The sequence below is a fragment of the Paenibacillus sp. FSL R5-0887 genome (assembly GCF_038002305.1).
Taxonomy (GTDB): domain Bacteria; phylum Bacillota; class Bacilli; order Paenibacillales; family Paenibacillaceae; genus Paenibacillus_AQ; species Paenibacillus_AQ odorifer.
The window spans coordinates 65,315-88,524 of the sequence record NZ_JBBOCE010000002.1 but is presented as its reverse complement, the minus strand read 5'-3'; the positions used below and the strand labels follow the sequence as shown (position 1 = coordinate 88,524).

The window sequence follows — 23,210 nt, the reverse complement described above, 5'->3', positions numbered from 1 at the left end:
TTGCAAAAAGGGAATTCATAATTATGGGAGGTTTTGCAAAAATGAAAATAACTTTATGGGGGAAGAGGGCATTTGCGATCTTTATGATCATTGCTCTCGTGTTCTCTGGTCTTGGACTACATCCTGTTAATGTTACAGCAGCAACGACGAAGGTTGTATTGGTTGGGGATCTGCAGTCTAAATTTACATCGACAGATGCGGAAGCGCCGGGTAAGGATTGGGATGAGACATCGGTAGTTACCCAAATGACCTATTCAGATAATGGCCTATATTCTTTTACAGGCACACTGCCGGCAGGAGAATATAACTACAAGGTTACTCTAAATGATTTATGGGATGAGAACTATGGATTCACAAGTTACACCAATCCTCAGGGGAGCAATGATGGGGAGAATATTCATATCAAGCTAGAAACAGAGACTGCCGTGACCTTTTATTATAATGACTTAACTCATAAAATAGCCGATTCCACGTATTACACACCGATTGCTTCCGCTAAACTACCAAGATTGACAGGAAACCTGCCGGCAGAAGCACTTACCACATTATCTGATCCTGATTTTGATGATGTTTACAGTACGGTGGCTACCCTTCCTAAGGGAGATTACACCTACCAAGTTTCTGTTCCAGGAGACGGTGAAGCCGGGGATCAATTGTATCCCGAAACTGCTAATAATCTGAGTCTTCCTTCCGATCTGCCGGTTACCTTTAAATTTAATCCACTGGATGGCAGTGTGACAGCTGAATATAAAATTCCTTCTGAACCTGTTGAGGTTACCCCTGTTCCGGCTGGACACATCCGTATTCACTACAATCGGACAGCTGGTGACTATGAAAATCAGGGATTATGGACATGGGATGATGTTCAATCCCCTTCCGCAAATTGGCCAACAGGGGCAACTTCATTTCCTGAAGGGCAAATCGATTCTTATGGTGCTTATGTTGACGTGCCAGTGAAGGATGGAGCCAAGAAAATTTCGTTCCTTGTGGTAAACCGAGTCACTCAGGCTAAGGATGAAGGCGATAAACTCTTTGCTATTAACACGCCTGAGACGAATGAAATTTGGATCAAGCAAGGGTCAAATGATGTAACACCGTATGAACCAGTTGCACTTGCTCCTAATACAGTGCGAATTCACTATACCAGAGCTGATACAAATCATGATCAATACGGACTGTGGCTGTGGGATGACGTCGTAGCCCCATCCGAAAATTGGCCGTCTGGTGCCACTCCTTTTGTGGCAGATCAAACAGATCGTTATGGTGCATATGTTGATGTTCCGCTTATTGAGAACGCGAAGGAAATTGGCTTTATTGTGATGAAACCTTCGAACGGTGATAAGGACGGTGACAATAAAACCTTTAGCCTGCTGGATCGATACAATCAGCTATGGGTTAAAGAAGGAGACAACAATGTTTATGTTTCTCCGTTTGGAGAGACACCAATTGGCTTAGTATCCGCAGAGGTGTTGTCGACGAGCAAAATCCTTCTCGGCTTCACACTGACTGACGGTTTGGATCCAGCAGCCTTAAAGTCAGCAATTACAGTTAAGGATAAAGAGGGTGCTGCAGTCCCGATTACTGCTGTAACCCTTACAAGCAAAACTTCAATCGAAGTGGATACAGAAGCTTTTGATTTGGAAAAAGTTCCGCTTAGCGTTACCTATTCAGGTAAAACAGTCTCCGCCGCAAGTGGCTGGAGAATGCTTGATGAAATGTACAATTATACAGGAGACGATCTTGGAGCTACGTATAATGCTGACAAAACAGCCACATTGAAATTATGGGCACCTAAAGCAAGCGGAGTCGTTGTAAATCTTTACGATAAGAATGACTCTAACGTGCAAGTGGGTAGTGTTGCTTTAACACTCGGCGAGCAAGGGGTTTGGTCAGTCCAGCTGAAGCCAGCTGATTTGACAGGCACAACGGCAACAGATGTAAGGGGCTTCTTTTATCAATACGAAGTAACGAATGACGGTGTAACCCATAAGGTCCTTGATCCTTATGCTAAATCAATGGCGGTATTCACTGTGGATACCACAGGTGCTGCTGGTGCCGGCGGGGATACAGTGGGCAAAGCGGCTATCGTTGATTTAAGCCAGACGAACCCTGATACCTTTGGGTATGCTGATATAAAAGGCTACGAAAAACGTGAGGACGCCATCATCTACGAAGTCCACGTGAGAGATTTTACATCGGATGTATCGATCGAGGATAGTCTGAGTGGGGAAAGATGGGGTTCTTATAGCGCTTTTGAAAAGAAACTTGATTATATTAAATCTCTTGGTGTAACGCATGTTCAGTTGCTTCCTGTGATGGCTTGGTATTACGGGGATGAGACGAAGATGGGGACTAGAGAGCCAGATTATTCCGCAAAAAACAATGAATACAACTGGGGGTATGATCCTCATAGCTATTTCTCTCCGGACGGGGCTTATTCACAGAATCCTGCCGATCCAGAAGAGCGGATTAAAGAACTAAAAGGTTTGATTGATGCCGTGCATGAAGCTGGAATGGGTGTCGTTCTGGACGTAGTGTATACTCACATGGCTAAAAAAGAATTTTTAAACGACATCGTACCTAATTACTATGCCTTCCAAGATGCAAACGGCAACTTTATCGGGGGGTTCGGCAACAATTTAGCCACCAACCATAAAATGGCTGAGAAGCTGATGGTTGATTCGGTAAAATACTGGTTTGAAGAGTATAAGATTGATGGAATGCGCTGGGATATGATGGGCGATGCGACAGCTGATGCTGTTCAGCATGCTTATGATGCCGCGGCAGCAGTGAATCCGAAGGCACTCTTTATTGGTGAAGGCTGGAGAACATTCGGCGGCGCTGCGGCTGATCCTTCTCTCGCTGGGCAAGGTGCAGATCAGGATTGGATGGACAAAACGGATAGTGTCGGTGTTTTCTCCGATGAATTCCGTAATGAATTGAAGTCTGGTTATGGTTCCGAAGGTCAGCCTAGATTTATTACCGGTGGAGCACGTCCGATCGCTACAATCCTGGACAATATTAAAGCTCAACCTTCGAATACACCAGCAGATGATCCGGGTGATATCGTCCCATACATCGAAGCTCATGATAATCTGACACTTCATGATGTCATAGCACAATCGATCAAGAAGGATCCGGATATTGCTGAGAATGAGCTTGAAATTCAGCAGCGGATCAGATTAGGAAATATGCTCGTATTAACTTCTCAAGGTACAGCCTTCATCCATGCCGGTCAGGAATATGGGCGGACTAAGCAGTGGAAGGGCACAACGGATCCTGAGGATAAATTCACAGAGATGTTCGACAATAACAACCAATCGTTTGGCTATTTCATTCATGATTCTTACGATTCATCGGATGCAGTTAACATGTTTGATTGGACCAAAGCAACGGATGAATCTAAGTTCCCAGTACAGAACACGACAAGAAAATATACGTCGGGTCTGATGGAGCTAAGAAAATCAACGGATGCCTTCCGATTGGGCGATAAGGATTTGGTTGACTCTAACATTAACCTGATCCCTGCTCCAGAAATGAAGGATAACGATCTTGTCATCGGTTATTCCAACAAAGCAACAGATGGTACTGGCATCTATTATGTCTTCATGAATGGTGACAGCACAACTAGAAAACTGACCTTATCTGAGGATTTGACGGGTGGTCAAGTGCTTGTGGACAACGATGAAGCTGGTGTTACAGCGATACCGGCTGCGCAGCAGACAGGTTTTATTTTGACAGCAAATTCAATTACATTAGAGCCTTTGACGGCTGTGATTATTCAAAAGGAAGCTGCACCAGTTAAGCTGACCTCTTTGGAAACAGATAGTGCAAGCTACACGCTGGCAGCAGGAAATACGCATCAAACCGCTGTTTTTGCGAAATATGATGACAATAGCAGAAGTAATGTTACTAAGAAGGCTACTTACCTTTCCAATAAACCTGAAGTGGCTACAGTAACTGATAAAGGTCTAGTCAAAGCGGTTGGGCTAGGAACGGCAACCCTTACTATCTCTTATGAGGGTGTTTCCACAACCGTCACCGTTAAAGTTACTGACAAACGATATGTTCAATTCACTTATACCCGTAGCGATAAGGACTATAAGGATTGGAATATCTGGGTTTGGAACACTGGAGCTAAAAATGACCAGATTGATTTCACAACCTTTAAGAATGGCACAGCGAGCGTTCTGATTGAGGTTGCGGAGAATGCAACAAGCGTTGGATTTGTCCTGCGCAAAGGTACGGATTGGAACACGGGAAAACAAGACTACCCGGACGATCGTGTCATACCGTTGACCCCTGGTGAACCGTTCACTAAAGTGTATGTAACCAGTATGGTTAAAGAGCTTGATATCAAACCAAGTATTAGCGGCCCCATTTTAAAAGATGGAACGATTACTTTCAGATACCGCGACGACGCTTTGTTCCGTACTGGAAATATGGACGCAATAACAGCTGCTAAAGTAAAAGTGAACGGCACTTCGTATCCAATGATCTATGATCCGGCTAACGAGTGGTTCACTTATACACTGGCTGATTTAAAAGAAGGTATGTATAAATATACTTTCTTGATTACTAAAGACGGCGTCACTACCGAAATTACAGATCCAAAGAATACGGTGAATGATGAATCTGTTATTGATTATCATCAACCTGTCGTTACGATTACGGCATCCGTAAGTCCAGAGGCAGTCACATCCAATCAGAATGCTGTTGTAAGCATCAACGCTTCCTCTTCGGAAAAAGTAACTTACTCTGAAGCATATATGGATTTAACCAATCTTGGAGGACCTAGCAAAGTTAAGCTGGATACGGAACTCTTGAGACAAACGGTTGCTGTGAAAGACACGGTGTCAGCGGGCATCAAGGATATTCCGATTACGCTCGTAGACCAATACGGCAATGCACATAAGGAAAAGGCTACACTTGAGGTGAAAGCAAGAACCTATACAGGGGATAAGCTGGATTTTGATTGGGATGAGGCCCGGATTTATTTCGCGCTTACAGACCGGTTTAAAGACGGTGACCCAACGAATAATGAGAATGTAAATAAAGATCATCTGGAAGCTTATCATGGTGGAGATTTCCGGGGGATGATCGACAATCTCGATTATTTGCAAGAGCTAGGAATTAACACGTTATGGATCACGCCAATCGTAGATAATATTGATTTTAACAAAGGCGTTGACTTTGGCAGCGAACAATATGGATACCATGGGTATTGGGCAAAAGATTTTACCAAGCTCGACGAGCATCTTGGCGATATGGCAACCTTCAAGGAGCTGATCGAAAAGGCGCATGACAAAGGGATCAAGATCATGGTTGACGTTGTACTCAATCATACGGGTTACGGTCTGAAAGCTGAGGATACCTATCCGACAATTACAGCTGAGGATAAAGCACGTTTCGAAGGGATGCTGCGCACGGATGGTGTATCCGCAGATACAGATCCAATTAAGGGTGAGCTTGCTTTCCTGCCAGATTTCAAGACGGAAGATCCAGCCGTTCGTGAAAAAATTATCGCTTGGCAAACAGGCTGGTTAGACAACGCACGTACGGAACGTGGAGACACGATTGATTATTTCCGTGTGGATACAGTCAAGCACGTGGACGATACGACTTGGAAAGCCTTTAAAAATGCACTGACAGCGATTGATCCAAACTTCAAAATGACCGGCGAATACTTCGGTGGAACCATTGATAACAATGGTGGAATGCTCGAAACTAGCCAGATGGATGGTCTGCTTGATTTTGGATTTAAAGATGCAGCCAGAGATTTTGCAAATGGTAAGGTAAACAGTGTGGATGCTTATCTGCAGGAACGTGAATTAAAGATCGATAATACGAAGATGATGGCTCAATTCCTGAGCAGTCACGATGAGAATGGTTTCTTGTCTGATTATGTGGGAGGCGATAAAGGCAAGCTGAAGATTGCTGCAGCTCTGCAAATTACCGCCAAAGGACAGCCGGTAATATACTACGGAGAAGAACTGGGGAATTCCGGAAGCAATGCTGGAAATATGTCTGAAGGTCAATTCAGTGAGAACCGTAAGGATATGCCTTGGGATCAATTGACGGCAGAGAAGCCACTACATGACCATTATCAAAAGCTGTTGAATATCCGTGCGAAGTACTCCAAAGTGTATTCCAAAGGTGCGCGCACGAAGCTCGCAGGTTCAGATGATTCAGGTTATTTAGCTTTCAACAAATCTTATGAAGATGAGAACGTAGTGACGGTAATCAATACTAAAACTAGTGGGAATTCTGTAACGATTCCAGTACCGTTTGCTGCCAATTCATCGGTAACCGATGAATACAGCGGTAAAACATACATGGTTTCCGAAGATCAAAAGGTAAATATTGATCTGCCAGGCAGAGATGATGGAGGCACGGTTATTTTGGCGGAGGTATCGGATGTTATACCGACACCAACGCCGACGCCGACACCAACGCCGACGCCGACACCAACGCCGACGCCAACGCCGACGCCGACACCAACGCCGACGCCGACACCAACGCCGACGCCAACGCCGACGCCGACACCAACGCCAACGCCGACGCCAACGCCAACGCCGACGCCGACGCCGACACCATCGTCGACGCCAACGTCGACGCCAACACCAACACCAACACCAACATCAACATCGACGCCGACGCCGACACCAACATCGACGCCAACGCCGACACCAGAAGTGACACCGTCGCCTGAGGTGACACCAACGCCAGAAGCCACAGCGGCACCAACCTCTGGAGTTGTTGTTAACCCTAGCCCTACGCCGCCAGCGGATACTCAGGTTGTGAATGAGGATAGCTTGAAGAATGGTAAAGACGGCAAGGTGCAAATTGATGTTGCTGCCGGTAAGACAGCGGTACGCTTACCTTTACAAGCTGCACAAATACTAGGAACTAATGATCTTGTGTTTAAAATGGGAGATCTGTTAGTTACTATCCCTAGCCAGCTTTTAAGTACAATGCCAAGTTTAGCTTCAGGTATTGATGGGGTAGGTGCCCAAATCTTGCTTGAACTGAACCCACTGGCGCAGTCTGCTGCGAAAGCCATAGTAGACGGTATAAACAAAGATAGTGCTCATATTAGCTCTCTTTCCGATGTATTTGAATTCAGACTTAGCGTGCTGATGAAAGACGGTACTCGGATTGTAATTAAGCAGTTCGATGAGCCGATTACGATCTCATTCAAGATTAAAGGGCAATTCAACAAGGACTTAATCGGAATCTATTATTTAAGTGATAATGGCGGGTTAGAGTACGTGGGAGGACAGCTGAATGGAGAGGTGATCACGGCACAAGTCACACATTTCAGTAAGTATGCTGTGCTTGAAATCGATAAGTCGTTCAAAGATGTTCCTGCAACCTATTGGGCATTTAAGGCGATTCAATCACTTGCCGCCAAACAAATTGTGTCAGGGGTCACTACCTCTGAGTTTGATCCAAAAAGTAATGTTAGCCGTGCGGAATTTACAGCACTACTAGTACGTGCACTTGGCTTAAAAGCGGAAGGGCAGGTCCTGTTTACTGACATCAGGTCAGATGCATGGTATGCCTCATATGTAGCCACAGCTACTAAGCTGGGTATTGTTAGTGGACGGAGTAATAATAGTTTTGCGCCGAATGCATCAATTACCCGTGAGGAAATGGCTGTTATGGCGATCCGCGCACTTGAAGTGAAGTCTGGTAAGAAGCTTGAACCTGTAGCAGCCTCTACGGCATTTACTGACGCTTCAAGTATTAGCAAGTGGGCGGAAGCCTATGTGAAGACTGCAGCAGACTTAGGACTCCTGCAAGGCCGAGAGAACAATCGATTCGCTCCAAAAGCATGGATGACCCGCGCAGAAAGCGCACAGGTTATTTATACGCTGCTGAGCAAGTAGGCTAAACTAAGGTGTGCTGAATTCTGGCACCCCTTAGTTTGAGCAGCGGTTAGCATTTTAGTATGCTCCAAAAGAAAACAGGGTATCCCGAAGCGATTATCGCTTGCGAGATACCCTGTTTTGTTATGCTGTATGGCTGGGCAGTGGGAAGAAAAGAAATCTTTTAGATGATTGCCTTTAGGATAGCGAATCCATAGGCTGGCATTTTCACGATCAGCTTGCTGCGTTCTGTGCGCATTGTTTCGCCTGTAAACAAGTTCTCCCAATCCCGCTCGTCTACGTCAATACGGAAGGTCTGAGCGGTCTCTTCACTGTTGATTAGTACCACAATCGTCTGCAGATCCAGCCGGCGCTCATAGGCTAGCTTGCTGCCTTGTTGTCCTGCCTCAAGGAAGGTAAATGTACCTGTGCGGAGAGCAGGGTGGTCATTGCGTATTTTAATAAGCTGACGATAGAACTCGAAGAGCTCTCGATCCTGCTTTTCAGGGTTCCACTCCATGCATTTGCGGCAACCAGGGTCACCTTCACCGTCCATGCCGATCTCGTCACCGTAATAGATGCAGGGAGTGCCCATAAAGGTGAATTGGAACAGTGCCGCTAATCGCATCTTGTTTTTGTCTCCAGCAGCCAGCGTAAGCAGTCGTGGAGTATCGTGGCTATCCAGCAGATTAAAAGCAACTTCACTAGCCTGCAGCGGGTAGCGTGATAACTGTTTACCAATGGAATTGGCGAATCCTTCAGCATCAAGAGTGCCATGCACAAAGAAGTCAAGGACGGCGTCAGTGAAAGGATAGTTCATAACGGCATCAAATTTATCGCCTTCCAGCCAAGGTGCAGATTCATGCCAGATTTCCCCCAATATGTAGGCCTCAGGATTAGCACGTTTAACCACCTTGCGGAATTCCCGCCAGAAATCATGATCCACTTCATTGGCAACGTCCAGACGCCAGCCATCGATCCCGACTTCTTTGATCCAGTATTCTGCGACTTTCAGTAAGTATTGTTTAACTTCAGGGTGTTCTGTGTTTAGCTTTGGCATTAGCGGTTCAAAAGCAAAGGTGTCATAAGTAGGGACACCGTTTTCAATCTGAAGCGGAAACTTACGAATATGGAACCAATCTTTAAAGGCGGAAGCCTCTCCTTTTTCTTGAACATCTACAAAAGGAGCAAAGGTTTTGCCAGAATGATTGAATACGGCATCTAGCAGGACACGAATCCCACGTTTATGGCAGCTATCGACGAGCTTTTTTAAAGTCTCAATATCTCCAAAATGCGGATCGACTTTCATATAGTCTTCTGTATCGTATTTGTGATTAGTAGTTGCATCAAAGATAGGTGTGAAATAAATAGCAGTGATCCCAAGCTCGTTAAGATGATCTAAATGATCAATAACCCCTTGCAGGTCGCCGCCAAAAAAATTGGTTGGTGTTGGTTCGGAGCCCCATGGCTGAACATTTTCCGGATCAAGGCTCGGGTCACCATTTGCAAAGCGTTCTGGGAAGATCTGATAAAAAACAGCGTCTTTTACCCAGGCAGGCGGAGCGAATACATCAACGCGGTTAATGAAGGGGAATTCGAACAGCTTGTTTGGGTTTTCCGGCCGCACCGTTTGAAAGTCACTTTCGGTCATCCAAATTCGTTCGTTATCTTTTTGAAGTAAGAAGCCGTATTTCAAGCGGCGGTAGAGAGGTACTGAAGCACATTCCCAATAGTCAAACATAGCATCGGAGGTGAAGAGGGTCATGGGAATTAGCTCTTTTGTGGTATCCCAAGCATATTTATCTCCAGCAAAGGCGAACACTTCGGTTAAATCCCCTTTTTTAGCGCGTAGACGCAGGTGAATCGTACTTTCATTATAGGCATAAGACCAATTTAACCGCGGACGATGATACACTGCTTCCAGTAACATGATAAATCCTCCTAAAGTTTTGTTAGCGTTACTTCCTCGGATACTTCGGCAAAACCACATCGAAAGCATAGGCTAAGTTTTGTTAGCGTTACTTCCTCGGAGACTTCGGCAAAACCGCATCGAAAGCATACGCTAAGTGTTGTTAGCGCTACTTTCTCGAAAGCATAAACTATTCCCGGACGATACTCCACAGAGCGCGTGGAATGTAGAATGTCGCTATTGTTATTGGTTGCACAGTTTTTTATGCAACATGCACTAAATCAGTAGCCGAGTAGCACATAACAAAGAGGCACAACCACCGCGAAGTAGCTTGCCCGAGGTTGTACCTTTGATAAGTAACATTGCCTTTTAATTATATAGAACAGGAGGCAGACAAGGGATGTTGTGCTTCATGCTGGACAGCCTCTTAACGTTTTGGATTATAGCATGGAATAAAAGGGCTTTCAATACTCTTGTTCAAACCATTGCACTAAATTTCACTAAAGTAAACGAGCATTGTGAAGGGCAATTTATGAGAAATCTCTTGAAATAGAGAAAATGTGGCATATTAGGGGCAAATAAAATAGATATTCCAATAATAAACACATGAATTATCGACTAATTAAAAGATATCATGTGAAAAATGGAGATATATGCCTATAATGTATATCAAATAATGGAAAATGACCCAATACAGTATATGCAAACGTTTTTAAAAACAATCGTTACTGTTGTATGATGTACTCATGAATGAAGCGCTTTCTTACCTGTGAAATGCAGATACAGAAGGAGCAAGCTAAAAGAAGAACTTTTTTTTTAGCCTTTCTGAAATCGTTTGCGCAGATTGCAGCACTACTATTTTCCATCTTACGTTTTTAAAAATTGGGAGGGGTTAAAGTAATGAAATTGAAAAAAATGATGGTTATCACCGCAGCTTTCTCAATGGCTCTGTCCGTTACAGCATGCGGTTCCAACAACAACAGTACGAATAACGGGGGCAACAACGCAGCAAAAGCTACTAATAATGCTACTACAGAGACTGCAGCGCCAGAGAGCACAGATGCAGCAGCAACAGATGAAATTGTACCTGAAGATGGCGCAACTCTAGTGGTATGGGAAAGTAAAGAAGAAAGACCTTTTGCAGATGAGATTGCTAAACAGTTCACAGCAAAATATAACGTTCCAGTCAAGGTTGAAGAATTGGCACCACCAGATCAAGTAACTAAACTTACTCAAGATGGTCCTTCAGGATTAGCGGCAGACGTTATTCTTATCCCTCACGATAACTTAGGTAAAGCGGCAAGCGCGAGCTTGGTTCTTCCTAACGATGTCTTCGGTGAAGAAACAAAAGCTAACAATACTGAAGCTTCGATTATCGGATCTTCGTACGAAGGTGAATTGTATGGTTACCCAAGAGCAGCAGAAACTTATGCATTGTTCTACAATAAATCGCTTGTTAAAGAAGCACCTAAATCATTTGATGATGTTCTTGCATTCAGCAAAACATTCACGGATAAATCGAAAAATAGATATGGGATTATGTGGGAAGTAGGAAACTTGTACTTCAACTACATGTTTATCGCTTCCGATGGCGGATACCTCTTCGGTAAGGATGGTACGGATAAAGATGATATCGGTCTTGCTAACGATGGTGCAATTGCAGGACTTAAAGAATTTGTGAAACTGAAGGAAGCATTGCCAATTAAGAGTGGTGATATCAACAGTGATATCAAACGCAGCTTGTTCAACTCTGGTGATGTAGCTATGGATATCACAGGTCCATGGGAGCTTGGAGGATACAAAGAAGCTCTTGGTGACAACCTTGGTATTGCTCCAATCCCTACAGTGAATGGCAAAACAGCAATTACATTCTCTGGTATTAAAATTTTCGCAGTTAACTCGTTTACTCAATATCCGAATGCTGCTAAATTGTATGCGAATTTTGCTTCAAGCAAAGACGCTCAGCTGTTACTGAACAAAACGATTGGTTCGGTTCCTACAAACAATGAGGCGCTTCTTGATCCACAGATCTCTAGCGATCCATATGTCTCTGTTTTTGCAGAACAAGCTAAGAACTCCCAACCGATGCCTTCTATTCCTGAAATGGGTAACGTATGGAGCCCAGTAAATGCTGCCCTTCCAGAAATTTGGGATAAAAATGGGGATCCAAAAGCAGCAATGGACAAAGCTGTACAACAAATCAAAGATTTGAATAACAGTGCATCCCAATAAGGATCATAATTCACTGTCTTAACAGCATACAGTGAATCAAGCTGCCCGCCGCATGTTTAGCGGCTGGCAGCTTCTTATTTTCACTCGGAGAGGAGAACGGAAGCGAAATGCAACGACATCGCACGAGGGCCGCAATACTGTCGACGATTTTTATGGGATTGGGACAAATATATAACCGCCAATTCGTTAAAGGAATATTATATTTAGCCGTAGAAGCTGTAGCCGTTTTTTATTTTATTGAGAACCTTGCCAACTCTTTATGGGGCATCGTAACACTAGGAGAGAATCCGAGTCGTCTGGTTAAAGTGAAGGGGATCGCCAAGATGGTTACCGGTGATCACTCGATTTATATCATGATCCAAAGCTTGATCACCATCCTTATTCTTATTCTATTGATTATCGCCTGGTATTTGAATATCAGAGATGCTTACAAGATTGGAGAAAAACGTGATAACGGTCTTCAGGCAAACACTTTTAAACAAAGTGTTCGTTATATCCTGGATTACAAGTTTGCTCAAGCGTTTCTAGTCTTGCCGGGCATTGGTGTTCTATTCTTTACGATTATGCCAATTATCTTCATGATCCTGTTGGCCTTTACGAACTATTCCGCACCTGATCATCTTCCACCCGCCAAATTGGTGGACTGGGTTGGATTTCAGACCTTTCGTAATTTATTGGTCCTTAAGACATGGAGCCACACTTTTTATGGTGTATTAACATGGACAATTATATGGGCAGTTCTTTCAACCATTACTACATACTTCGGAGGACTGTTGGTCGCTTTGCTGGTGAGTCAGAAGGGCATTCGCTTCAAAGGAATGTGGAGAGTAATTCTGATTGTGCCTTACGCGGTGCCACAGTTAATCTCGCTTCTGCTCATGCGCAACTTATTTAACGGTCAATTCGGGCCTATCAATCAATACATGGGGTATTTTGGATTGGATGGTTTACCGTGGCTGACTGACCCATTCTGGGCTAAGGTTACCGTAATTATCGTTAATATGTGGGTAGGTATTCCTGTTTCTATGCTGCTTATCATGGGCGTTCTGACTACTATCCCACGGGATATGTATGAAGCTGCTGAGGTGGATGGAGCATCGGGTTATCAGAAGTTCCGTATCGTAACGTTGCCGATGGTATTGTTCTCTACAGCACCAACCTTGATTACACAGTTTGCAGGTAACATCAACAACTTTAACGCGATCTTCCTATTAACTGGTGGTAGTCCGGTAAATGGTGACTATCAATATGCCGGTTCTACGGACTTGCTAGTAACCTGGTTATACAAATTAACGCTTGATCAGAATAAAAACAACATGGCTTCGGCAATAGGGATTATTATCTTTATCATTGTCGCTTCATTCTCCCTGTACAATTACCGCCGGACGAAGTCATTTAAAGAGGAGGATATGATCCAATGAGCAGAAAAGTCGCGAACTTTATTCGCTTAGCAGGTAGTTATATTATCTTGATTGCTTTGTCGATAGCTGCACTCTATCCTGCCCTTTGGATTCTTTTAGCTTCTTTCCGACCTGGTAAATCATTGTACAGCAAAACGTTTATTCCCGAGCAATTCACTTTATCACATTACAGAGAATTGTTCACATCACCCAGCTATATGTTTGGGACTTGGTATGCCAATACCTTGAAAATAGCTGTTTTCTCGATGCTTATCGGGGTAGTTCTTACTTTGTTAACCAGTTATGCCGTATCCAGATTCCGGTTTAAAGCGCGTAAAACAGCGTTATCCACCGTATTGATTCTTGGTATGTTCCCTGGTTTTATGAGTATGATCGCTATTTATATGCTGCTTAAAGAGTTTAATTTGCTGGATACACATATTGCGTTAATTATCGTTTATGCGGCCGGGGCGCCGCTGGGAGGGACCTTTATCGCCAAAGGTTTCCTCGATACGATTCCTCGTTCCTTGGATGAGGCCGCTCGTATTGACGGGGCGAGCAATTTCGGAATATTTATGCGAATCATCTTACCTTTGTCACGTCCTATGATCACATATATGGCGCTGACTCAGTTTGTTGGACCATGGGTGGACTTCATTTTTGCGAGACTCATTCTGCGGACTAAGGAGAACTGGACAGTTGCAGTGGGGATGTGGGATATGGTTAACACCAATCAAAACACTAACTTTACCTTGTTCTCTGCGGGTGCGGTTTTGATCTCCATTCCAATTATGATTTTGTTTGTATTCTTGCAACGTCTGCTAGTAGATGGCTTGACAGCAGGAGCTAGTAAGGGGTAAACCCATTCGCTCGCTTCATGCTAATAAATGATCAGGGTACAGCCTTTATACAGAAATGGAGGGCTGTACCCTTATTTCGTCATGGGGAGTGAACTTAATGAAAAAGTCCTGGACTCTATATTTTAAATCTGTTGGAGTTAAACTGTTCGTTATTTTATTTAGTTCTATAGTTCTCTTATCCTCCGTGCTAGGATTGACTTCCTATTTTGCCGCTAAAAATATCATTACGAATGAGGTTGCTGCAGCCTCCACACAATCTGTAGTTCAGGCAGCGGACAAGCTGGATTTTGTGCTGGCAGAGTATGAGGCACTATCAAGGCAGTTTGCACTCGACTCTGTGTTAAAGGGTGATTTAGAAAAAATAAATAGTGGCGAGCTTACAACTGTGGCCAAAGCCGGTGCTGAAGATCGGATTCGCAGAAAGCTAGACTTGGTAAAAGGGTCTGATGAGCGGATGTATGGCGTCAGGCTGGTATCCAAGAGCTTGGTAGACTCAGAATCTTATAAGTCTGCTGGTATAAGTGGGATTCGTAGTGATGAAGGCATTTCCGCAAGATTAGAGCAAATTGCCGCAGCTAAAGGAGAGCCAGTCTGGTTTCCCGTTCGTGAGAAAGGCTTTTTTGATGCTTATACTGAGCCCTCCTTAACTATGGGGAGATTGCTACGTAATCTTTTACATCCCGAAGCGGAGTATTACATGCTAATCGAAGTGAAAGGGAAGGCCATGACTGAAATGCTGTCTAACCTTCAGATTGGGATGACCGGTGAAATTCGTATCTTGAGTGCGGATGGCAGCATTGTGTATGGTGCGGATCATGCCAAGCTGGGTCAACCCTCTTACATAAAAGTTTCAGAAGAACAAGGGAAAGAGCAAAATCATTCATTTACAGCGGAGGATGAGAACGGAAGTTCTCAGCTTGTTGTATACCAGCCCCTGGCGACTGCCAAGTGGATGCTTATGGGGTATGCTCCTGTCAGTGATTTTACTAAGTCTGCGGACAAGCTTTTATATATCACATTTTCTGTGGTGCTGGCGGCAGCCTTAATAGCACTACTAATTGGTTATATTCTTGTTCGATTGGTAGGGCGCCCGCTGGGTAAGCTGGCAATCTTGATGGAGGAAGGAGAGCGTGGGAACCTACAGGTACGAACCAATTTCAAGGGCAAAGATGAGATTGGCCGCTTGGGTCAAAGCTTCAACAAAATGATGGAGCAGATCTCCTTACTTGCAAGGCAGAGCGGGAATTCGGCAGATGAGGTCCTCCTTACTTCGGAACAATTAGTACAAGCATCAAGTACAATCTCCCTCCATGCCAGAGAGGTTGCGACCGCTACCGGTGAGATTGCAGCGGGGTCAGCCAGCCTCGCTGTTGAAGCCGAACGCAGTTATCACAATGTTGAGATTATCGGCAACAAAATGAGTGAAGTGACGGAAATAAATACAGTGATGGACCATTCAGCAGAACGGGTCATTGAGGTTAGCAATCAAGGTACAGAGCTGATGAAACTGCTGGTAGAGCAGAGTGAGTCTACGGTAGAGATGATCAATCGAATTCAAGATAATTCTACTAAGCTCAGAGAAAGCACTCATTTAATTCGCAGTATACTCAGCCCTATGATTGCTGTGAATAAGCAGACCAATATTTTGGCACTAAATGCTACCATAGAAGCAGTTAGAGCAGGTGCGGCAGGTAGAGGGTTCATAGTGATTGCTGATGAAATCAGGCAGCTCGCTAACCAGTCGAATGAATCGATTCAATCGGTCTCCAAGATCACGGAAGAGATTGGTCTACATATCGAGAACACCGTTAAGGATATCAATGAAGCCGCTCCTAAGTTCCGTGAACAAATCTCTTCTGTAAGAGAGTCGTCAACGATATTCGCGAGTGTCAAAGAGGAAATGGAACATTTCATGAGACATATTAGTGAATCTTCTGCTTCTGTCCTCGAACTGATTGAGTTCCAGCGTCAACTCGGTGAATCCATGGCCAGCGTAAGCTCCATCGTCCAGCAAACCACTGCTTCGACGGAGGAGGTAGCTTCTATGTCATCTCAGCAATTCACGGTTAGTGAGGAATTGGTTGCCCTATCGGAAAAGCTGGAGGGCTTGGCAGCCGATCTTAAGCACTCTTTGGTTTCTTTTCAAGTATGACAATATTATTCTAATAGAGACGGGCAATTTTCCAATATAATGGAGAGTTGCTCGTTTTTGTTGATTTGATTGCTATCGGACGTTATCTTGTCTTCGAAGTGGCTAAAGAGATACACTTGTATTAAGTAATAAATGAAGAAAGTAGTGATCCATTGACGAACTTAAATCTGAGCCCCAGCGGGAGTCTTTTTCAGCAGGTTTTAATCGAGGGAGATTATAGTCCTCATTTTTTTGCTTACTATTATAAACAGTGGAATAACTACAATATGTCTTACCATCAGCATAATTCAACGGAAATCATGTATTTGATCTCAGGAAGTTGTATCGTGGATGTCCGTCCAAGCTCAGGAGGAGAAGAGAGAGTTCGGCTGAAGCGGGGAGAATTGATCATCCTAGACGCGAATGTTCCGCATAGGCTGATTGTTGAAGAGGGGGCACCTTGTCGGATGCTAAATGTGGAATTTGGCTTCATGGAATATAGAGGGGTTGCACCCTCTGTTGGCAAGCTAGCCCGTAAAGAAACGGCGCTCGCAGAAATGCTGCAGCTTCCTTTTTCCAGTTTAGTAATGCCTGATCCGGAGGAAATCTATCATGTTCTAAAGGGACTTGTGTTAGAGCTTGATCAGAGCGGCGGAAAGGGTGGAAGTATGGTTGATTTATTATTTTGTGAGCTTCTGTTGCGGTTATCCAGACTTCGGCAAGAGCAGCTTCATACCAGCCAACAGCCCTCGCAGCTTTATGTGCGCCGGAGCATTGAATTCCTGCATCAGAACTATGACCAGAACATTCAGGTTAAGGACATCGCTGCCGCAGTTAATCTGCATCCCGGATATTTGCATCGAATTTTTAAGAGCCATACGGGTCGGACGCTCAGCGATTACTTGAATATGCTGCGAATGGAGAAAGCGAAGATGCTGCTTGGGCAGAGCGACATCCCGATTGCTGAAATTGCAGATTACGTAGGAATTAGCAGCAGGCAATATTTTCACCTTCTTTTTAAAAAATACGCCGATTGCACGCCTGTAGAATTCCGCAATTCCATTGAGCGTCACGCCTGGAGTTATGAAGAGTATGATTTTCAGTAGATAGGTTAGGATTTTTGACACCTTCTTTCAAAAGAGGTCATGATATTGGTTACGCTTTCCTAAGGTCCCTTGCTACAATGGACAGGAACAACCAATTCATTACCGGAGGATGATAACCATGTCATTTAAAGTGTCTTTTATAGGGGCAGGCAGCATTGGATTTACCCGTGGATTGTTGCGGGACTTACTAACTGTACCGGAATTTAAAAATATCGAAGTCTTATTTATGGATATTAACAGCCACAATCTGGAGATGGTCACGGAGCTATGCCAGCGTGATATTAAGGAGAATGGTTTAAATATACAAATTCAGGCGACAACGGATCGCAGAGAAGCACTGAAGGATGCCAAGTACGTATTTTGTACTATTCGGATGGGTGGGCTTGAAGCCTTTGCTACGGATGTGGACATTCCCTTAAAATACGGAGTTGATCAGTGTGTGGGAGATACTCTGTGTGCGGGTGGCATCATGTACGGGCAACGCGGAATTGCGGAGATGCTGAATATTTGCCGTGATATTAGGGAGATGGCAGCACCGGATGTGCTTTTGCTTAACTATTCGAATCCGATGGCTATGCTGACCTGGGCCTGCAATAAATATGGTGGTGTTCGGACCATCGGTCTATGTCATGGTGTACAGCATGGGCACCAACAAATTGCGGATGTGTATGGTCTTAAGAAATCCGAAGTTGATATTATCTGTGCGGGCATCAATCACCAGACCTGGTATATTTCAGCAAGTCATGAGGGGAAGGATCTGACCGAAGGTCTTTTAGAGGCTTTTGAGAAACATCCGGAATTCAGCCGTACGGAAAAAGTGCGCATCGATATGCTTCGTCGCTTTGGCTACTATAGTACAGAATCCAATGGACACTTAAGTGAGTACGTGCCATGGTACCGTAAACGCAGTGATGAAATTATGGATTGGATCGATCTTGGGAGCTGGATTAACGGAGAAACAGGCGGTTATCTGCGTGTCTGCACGGAAGGTCGGAATTGGTTCGAGACCGATTTTCCAAACTGGATGAAAGACCCGGCATTGGAGTATACGAAGGAGAATCGCGGGGAAGAGCACGGCTCTTATATTATAGAAGGATTGGAAACGGGACGAGTGTACCGGGGGCACTTTAATACAGTGAACAATGGTGTAATCTCTAATCTGCCAGATGATGCCATCATCGAAGCACCGGGATATGTAGACCGGAACGGGATCTCCATGCCATTGGTAGGTGAATTGCCGCTGGGTCCTGCCGCCGTATGTAACGTGAGCATTTCAGTGCAACGTCTGGCGGTTGAAGCAGCTGTACACGGCGATGATAAGCTGTTACGTCAGGCATTTATGATGGATCCACTCGTTGGTGCTGTATGTAATCCAAAAGAAATCTGGCAGATGGTCGATGAGATGCTCGTCGCAGGGGAACAGTGGCTGCCTCAATACAGCGAAGCTATTGCTAAAGCCAAGGAACGTTTGGCTTCAGGAGAGCTTATCCCAACGAACGCTAACAACGAGGGCGCTGCTCGCCTGAAGGTGAAGACGGTGGATGAGATGATGCAGGACCGGGAAGCAGCGAACAAAAATGCTGGTGAGTCTGATAAAGGCAAGGATAGAGAGAAGGTTCAATAAGGTGTAGCATTGAAAGCTTTTTAACTATAAATAACCTCCACATTCCATAGTTTGGGATTGGAGGTTTTTTTAGGATGGAAATCTAAGAGGGGGAAAAACAAAACAGCAGTCATAGCTTACGAAAATAAGCTGACATGGGTGGGGAGTACAAGTTTATCGGTACCGATCCAAATTGTGAAATTAGGTTTATAGTAGGAGTTATTATGTAACTGAAAAAAGAAAGTTAGTTTAATTTCACTGGCTTATTTTTTTATCTATATCGTAGCGCCGAGGGCTACAGTAATCCCACACAGTTGCCCTACATACTATACTGACGCATTCCTCGATACTTACGGACTCAGATGAGCAATTTGCCCATCCCCGATACTTGCGGAACCGGATGACGCTATTCGTCCATTCCACGATACTTGCGGGCCTAGATGACGCTATTTGCCCATCCCCCGATACTTGCGGACCTAGATGACGCTATTCGCCCATCCCCCGATACTTGCGGACCTAGATGACGCTATTTAGCAATTTATCGCCTTTGGAGCGTATTATCGGACTCCAGTGCAGCTATTGCTCAGAAAGAGGCTCTTTTTTGGTGTTTTTCATGCCTATAGCGGCTATGGGGTCCGATAGCAAGCCAAATATGCGATAAAGCTACGTATAAGGTCATCTGTGTCCGAAAGCGCCGATCCCACAGTAATCCCTCAGTTGCCCTAATTGGATTTCCAGCGCATTCCCTGATACTTACGGACCTAGGTGACACTATTCGTTTATTCCCCGATACTTGCGGACCTAGATGACGCTATTCGTCCATTCCACGATACTTATGGACCCAGATGACGCTATTCGTCCATCCCCGATACCTACGGACCTAGATGACTCTATTTAGCAATTTATCGCCTTTGGAGCGTATTATCGGACCCCATGAAGCTAGAATAAAAAGTGGACAGTAGTTAACAGACTGGCGATAATGAGTCCACGGAGGTGTGTTCACATGGGAGAACATCGACAACGGTATAACGAAGAATTTAAAAAACAGACAGTGCAGTTCATTCAAGAGCAAACAAAGACAGTGGGCGACTTGGCGGAAGAGCTCAACATCCCAAAAAGTACCCTGCATCAATGGATGAGCCAGTATCGAGAATTAAAGAATGAACCGGCAGCTAGCGTGGATCGAGTACGAGAACTCGAGGCACAGTTGAAAGAAATGAGCCGTCAACTTCAAGAAAAAGATAACAAGATTGCCGATGTGGAAGAGGAATTAGCGATCGTAAAAAAAGCAGTGCACATCTTCAGCAAACCAAGGAACTGAGATTCCAGTTTATTGAAAAACATCGCTCCGAGTTTCTCTTGGAGAAGATGTGCATGACCCTACATGTGTCACGGAGCGGGTACTACAAGTGGCGGACAGAAAAAACCAGTACGCATATGCTTCGTAAGGCTGCGATAATGAAGCGAATTCAGTATCATTTTGCAGACCATCAAAAGCGGTATGGGAGTCCGAAGATCACCCGCCTGTTACATCAAGAAGGTTATACCGTTACCGAACGCACGGTGAGTGTGTATATGCGACATATGAAGCTTCGCTCCATTGTCTCCAAAACGTATCGCGTACAGACCACTGACTCCAATCATGACCATCCAATTGCCCCGAATACGCTGAACCAGCAATTTAAAATACTCAAACCCAATTCAGTATGGGTTACCGACATTACGTACATTCCTTGCCGGGGAGGGCGCTTGTACCTGGCAAGTGTGATGGACCTTTGCACGCGCGAAATCGTGGGGTGGCGCTTGGAGAACCATATGGAAACTAGCTTGATTTCGGGCGCTTTACAAGATGCTTACGAAGCTAAACAACCGGAAAAAGGTCTATTACATCACTCCGATAGAGGTTCTCAATATACTTCTCATGAATACACGAAGCAGTTGAAAGCGTATGGCATGGAGTCCAGCATGAGCCGCAGAGGTAACTGTTATGATAACGCCTGTATCGAGTCGTGGCACAGCATTTTGAAAAAGGAGCTCATTTATTGTAATCCGCGATTCAAAACTAAGGAGCAAGCCTACCAGACACTTTTTCAATATATTGAGTTTTACTATAACCGCAAGCGAATGCATGGCGCGCTGGGGTATCTTTCTCCAGTTCGTTTTGCTGAGCAATTGACTAGAATGTCTGTTGCGTGACTGTCCACTTTCTTGACAGAGGTCCACCAGTGCAGCTATTGCTCAGAAAGAGGCTCTTTTTTGGTGTTTTTCGTGCTAATAGCAGCTATGGGGTCCGATAGCAATCCAAATGTGCGCTAAAGCTACTTATAAGGTCATCTGTGTCCGAAAGCGCCGATCCCCCAAAATCCCACAGTTGCCCTACATACTATTCTGACGCATCCCCGATACTTACGGACCCAGATGACCCTATTTGCAAATTTATCGCCTTTGGAGCGTATTATCGGACTCCAGTGCAGCTATTGCTCAGAATGAGGCACGTTTTTGGTGTTTTTCATGCCTATAGCGGCTATGGGGTCCGATAGCAAGTCAAATATGCGATAAAGCTACGTATAAGGTCATCTGTGTCCGAAAGCGCCGATCTCCCAGAATCCCCAGTTGCCCTAATTGGATTTCCAGCGCATTCCCTGATACTTACGGACCCAGATGACGCTATTTGCCCATCCCCTGATACTTGCGAACTTAGATGACGCAATTTACGAAGTTTGTTGTTTTGGTCAAGAAGGTGAGACGCCAAAAACGCGGATGTTCCATCAGCCATTTTTGGCTTTTGGGACATCCGCGTTTTGGAGTGGGGGATTAAGAATTAACCGTACCTTTTGGACTAAAGAAGGTCTTCAGCGCCTGATACACTTCTTTTTTGTCTTTAATGACGTAATGCATGAATTGTTCATGTTTCAGATGGCGATAAGCTGACATCAAGGTACTGCTACGATTGTATTGGTTCACCTCACCGTAGCCGAACATATTGCTTCGTTTCAGCAGTTCTCCGATCAGCTTCACGCAACGTTCGTTGTCGGAGGTGAGATTATCACCATCGGAGAAGTGAAATGGATAAATGTTGTACTGCGCAGGTGGGTAGCGGCTATCGATAATTTCAATCGCTCGCTGATATGCCGAGGAACAAATCGTTCCCCCGCTTTCGCCACGGGTGAAGAAATCATGCTCACTGACTTCCTTAGCCTCCGTATGGTGGGCGAGAAAAACAATCTCTACCTTCTCATATTGGCGGCGCAGAAAACGGGTCATCCAGAAGAAGAAGCTGCGGGCGCAGTATTTTTCAAATGAACCCATCGAACCTGACGTATCCATCATCGCAATAATGACCGCATTGGAATGAGGTGTTCTAATATCATCCCATGTTTTGTAGCGCAGATCATCTGGGCTGATACTGTGAATGCCGGGATTTCCGCTGCTTGCATTGCGTCGGAGATTCTCCAGCAGCGTACGTTTTTTATCGATGTTGGACATCATCCCTTTTTTACGAATATCGTTAAAAATAATGGATTTGACCTCGATCTCTTCCTTATTCTTAGGCTTCAGATGAGGCAATTCCATATCCTGAAACAGAATGTCCTCCAGATCTTCCAGATTGACCTCTGCTTCCACGGTATCTTGGCCCGGCTGATCGCCTGCTTTTTCTCCTTTACCGGGCTGTGCCGATTGTGAATCGCGCCCAAGCACATCGCCAACCTGACTTTCCCCGTCCCCCTGTCCTACATGCTTCTGTTTACGGAAGTTATAAATAATCCGGTATTCATCCAGACTGCGAATCGGAACCTTCACAATCTGCTTACCGCCTGACAAAATAATATTTTCTTCGGTAACGAGGTCAGGCAAATTATCCTTGATGGCTTCTCTGACCTTTTGCTGATGGCGTTCCTGATCCTGATGACCTTTACGATGAAGGGACCAGTCTTCTTTTGAGACTACGAAGGAAAAGGGACCGGATGATTGCGACAGGATGACCACCTCCCATGGAATATGAATGTTGATTGAGGGAATTTTTTACAAAGTATATAGTTGGATCCCCCGCAAAGTACCTGAGTACGCATAGAAAGCAAAGCCTCACTTTGTGGGGAT

At 44.7% G+C, this 23,210-nt stretch carries 11 protein-coding genes; 9 read left to right on the top strand and 2 right to left on the bottom strand.

Annotation, left to right across the window (positions count from 1 at the left end):
- Positions 1-41 precede the first annotated feature (41 nt).
- Complete coding sequence (locus MKY14_RS18485; RefSeq protein ID WP_340977083.1) at positions 42-7,892, top strand: pullulanase; 7,851 nt, start codon at positions 42-44, stop codon at positions 7,890-7,892.
- Positions 7,893-8,055: 163 nt separating this feature from the next.
- Here the strand turns inward: MKY14_RS18485 and MKY14_RS18480 are convergent, their stop codons facing one another.
- Positions 8,056-9,801, bottom strand: coding sequence for an alpha-glycosidase (locus MKY14_RS18480; protein WP_076126468.1), 1,746 nt, complete (start codon positions 9,799-9,801; stop codon positions 8,056-8,058).
- Between the two features lie 879 nt (positions 9,802-10,680).
- Between MKY14_RS18480 and MKY14_RS18475 the strand changes: the two genes are divergently transcribed.
- The 8 genes from MKY14_RS18475 (at position 10,681) to MKY14_RS18440 (ending at position 21,308) form a co-directional block, all read left to right on the top strand.
- Complete coding sequence (locus tag MKY14_RS18475; protein ID WP_076126469.1) at positions 10,681-12,012, top strand: sugar ABC transporter substrate-binding protein; 1,332 nt, start codon at positions 10,681-10,683, stop codon at positions 12,010-12,012.
- Positions 12,013-12,119: 107 nt separating this feature from the next.
- Complete coding sequence (locus MKY14_RS18470) at positions 12,120-13,433, top strand: sugar ABC transporter permease (RefSeq protein ID WP_036684375.1); 1,314 nt, start codon at positions 12,120-12,122, stop codon at positions 13,431-13,433.
- Complete coding sequence (locus MKY14_RS18465; RefSeq protein WP_076126471.1) at positions 13,430-14,272, top strand: sugar ABC transporter permease; 843 nt, start codon at positions 13,430-13,432, stop codon at positions 14,270-14,272. Before MKY14_RS18470 ends, MKY14_RS18465 begins: the two co-directional genes overlap by 4 nt.
- Positions 14,273-14,369: 97 nt before the next feature.
- Positions 14,370-16,424 (top strand): methyl-accepting chemotaxis protein, encoded by a 2,055-nt coding sequence (locus MKY14_RS18460; protein ID WP_081383145.1) that lies wholly within the window; start codon positions 14,370-14,372, stop codon positions 16,422-16,424.
- Positions 16,425-16,591: 167 nt separating this feature from the next.
- On the top strand, positions 16,592-17,509 hold the full coding sequence (locus MKY14_RS18455; RefSeq protein WP_076184739.1) for an AraC family transcriptional regulator: 918 nt from the start codon (positions 16,592-16,594) through the stop codon (positions 17,507-17,509).
- A gap of 118 nt (positions 17,510-17,627) precedes the next feature.
- Positions 17,628-19,133 carry an alpha-glucosidase/alpha-galactosidase gene (locus tag MKY14_RS18450; protein ID WP_340977081.1) on the top strand — a complete coding sequence of 502 codons (1,506 nt, stop codon included), beginning with the start codon at positions 17,628-17,630 and terminating at the stop codon, positions 19,131-19,133.
- Between the two features lie 982 nt (positions 19,134-20,115).
- Positions 20,116-20,433, top strand: coding sequence for a transposase (locus MKY14_RS18445; protein WP_036683594.1), 318 nt, complete (start codon positions 20,116-20,118; stop codon positions 20,431-20,433).
- Positions 20,382-21,308 (top strand): IS3 family transposase, encoded by a 927-nt coding sequence (locus MKY14_RS18440; protein ID WP_143766647.1) that lies wholly within the window; start codon positions 20,382-20,384, stop codon positions 21,306-21,308. Before MKY14_RS18445 ends, MKY14_RS18440 begins: the two co-directional genes overlap by 52 nt.
- A gap of 618 nt (positions 21,309-21,926) precedes the next feature.
- Here MKY14_RS18440 and yhbH read toward each other — a convergent pair.
- Positions 21,927-23,090 (bottom strand): sporulation protein YhbH, encoded by a 1,164-nt coding sequence (gene yhbH, locus MKY14_RS18435; protein ID WP_036684553.1) that lies wholly within the window; start codon positions 23,088-23,090, stop codon positions 21,927-21,929.
- Positions 23,091-23,210 lie beyond the last annotated feature (120 nt).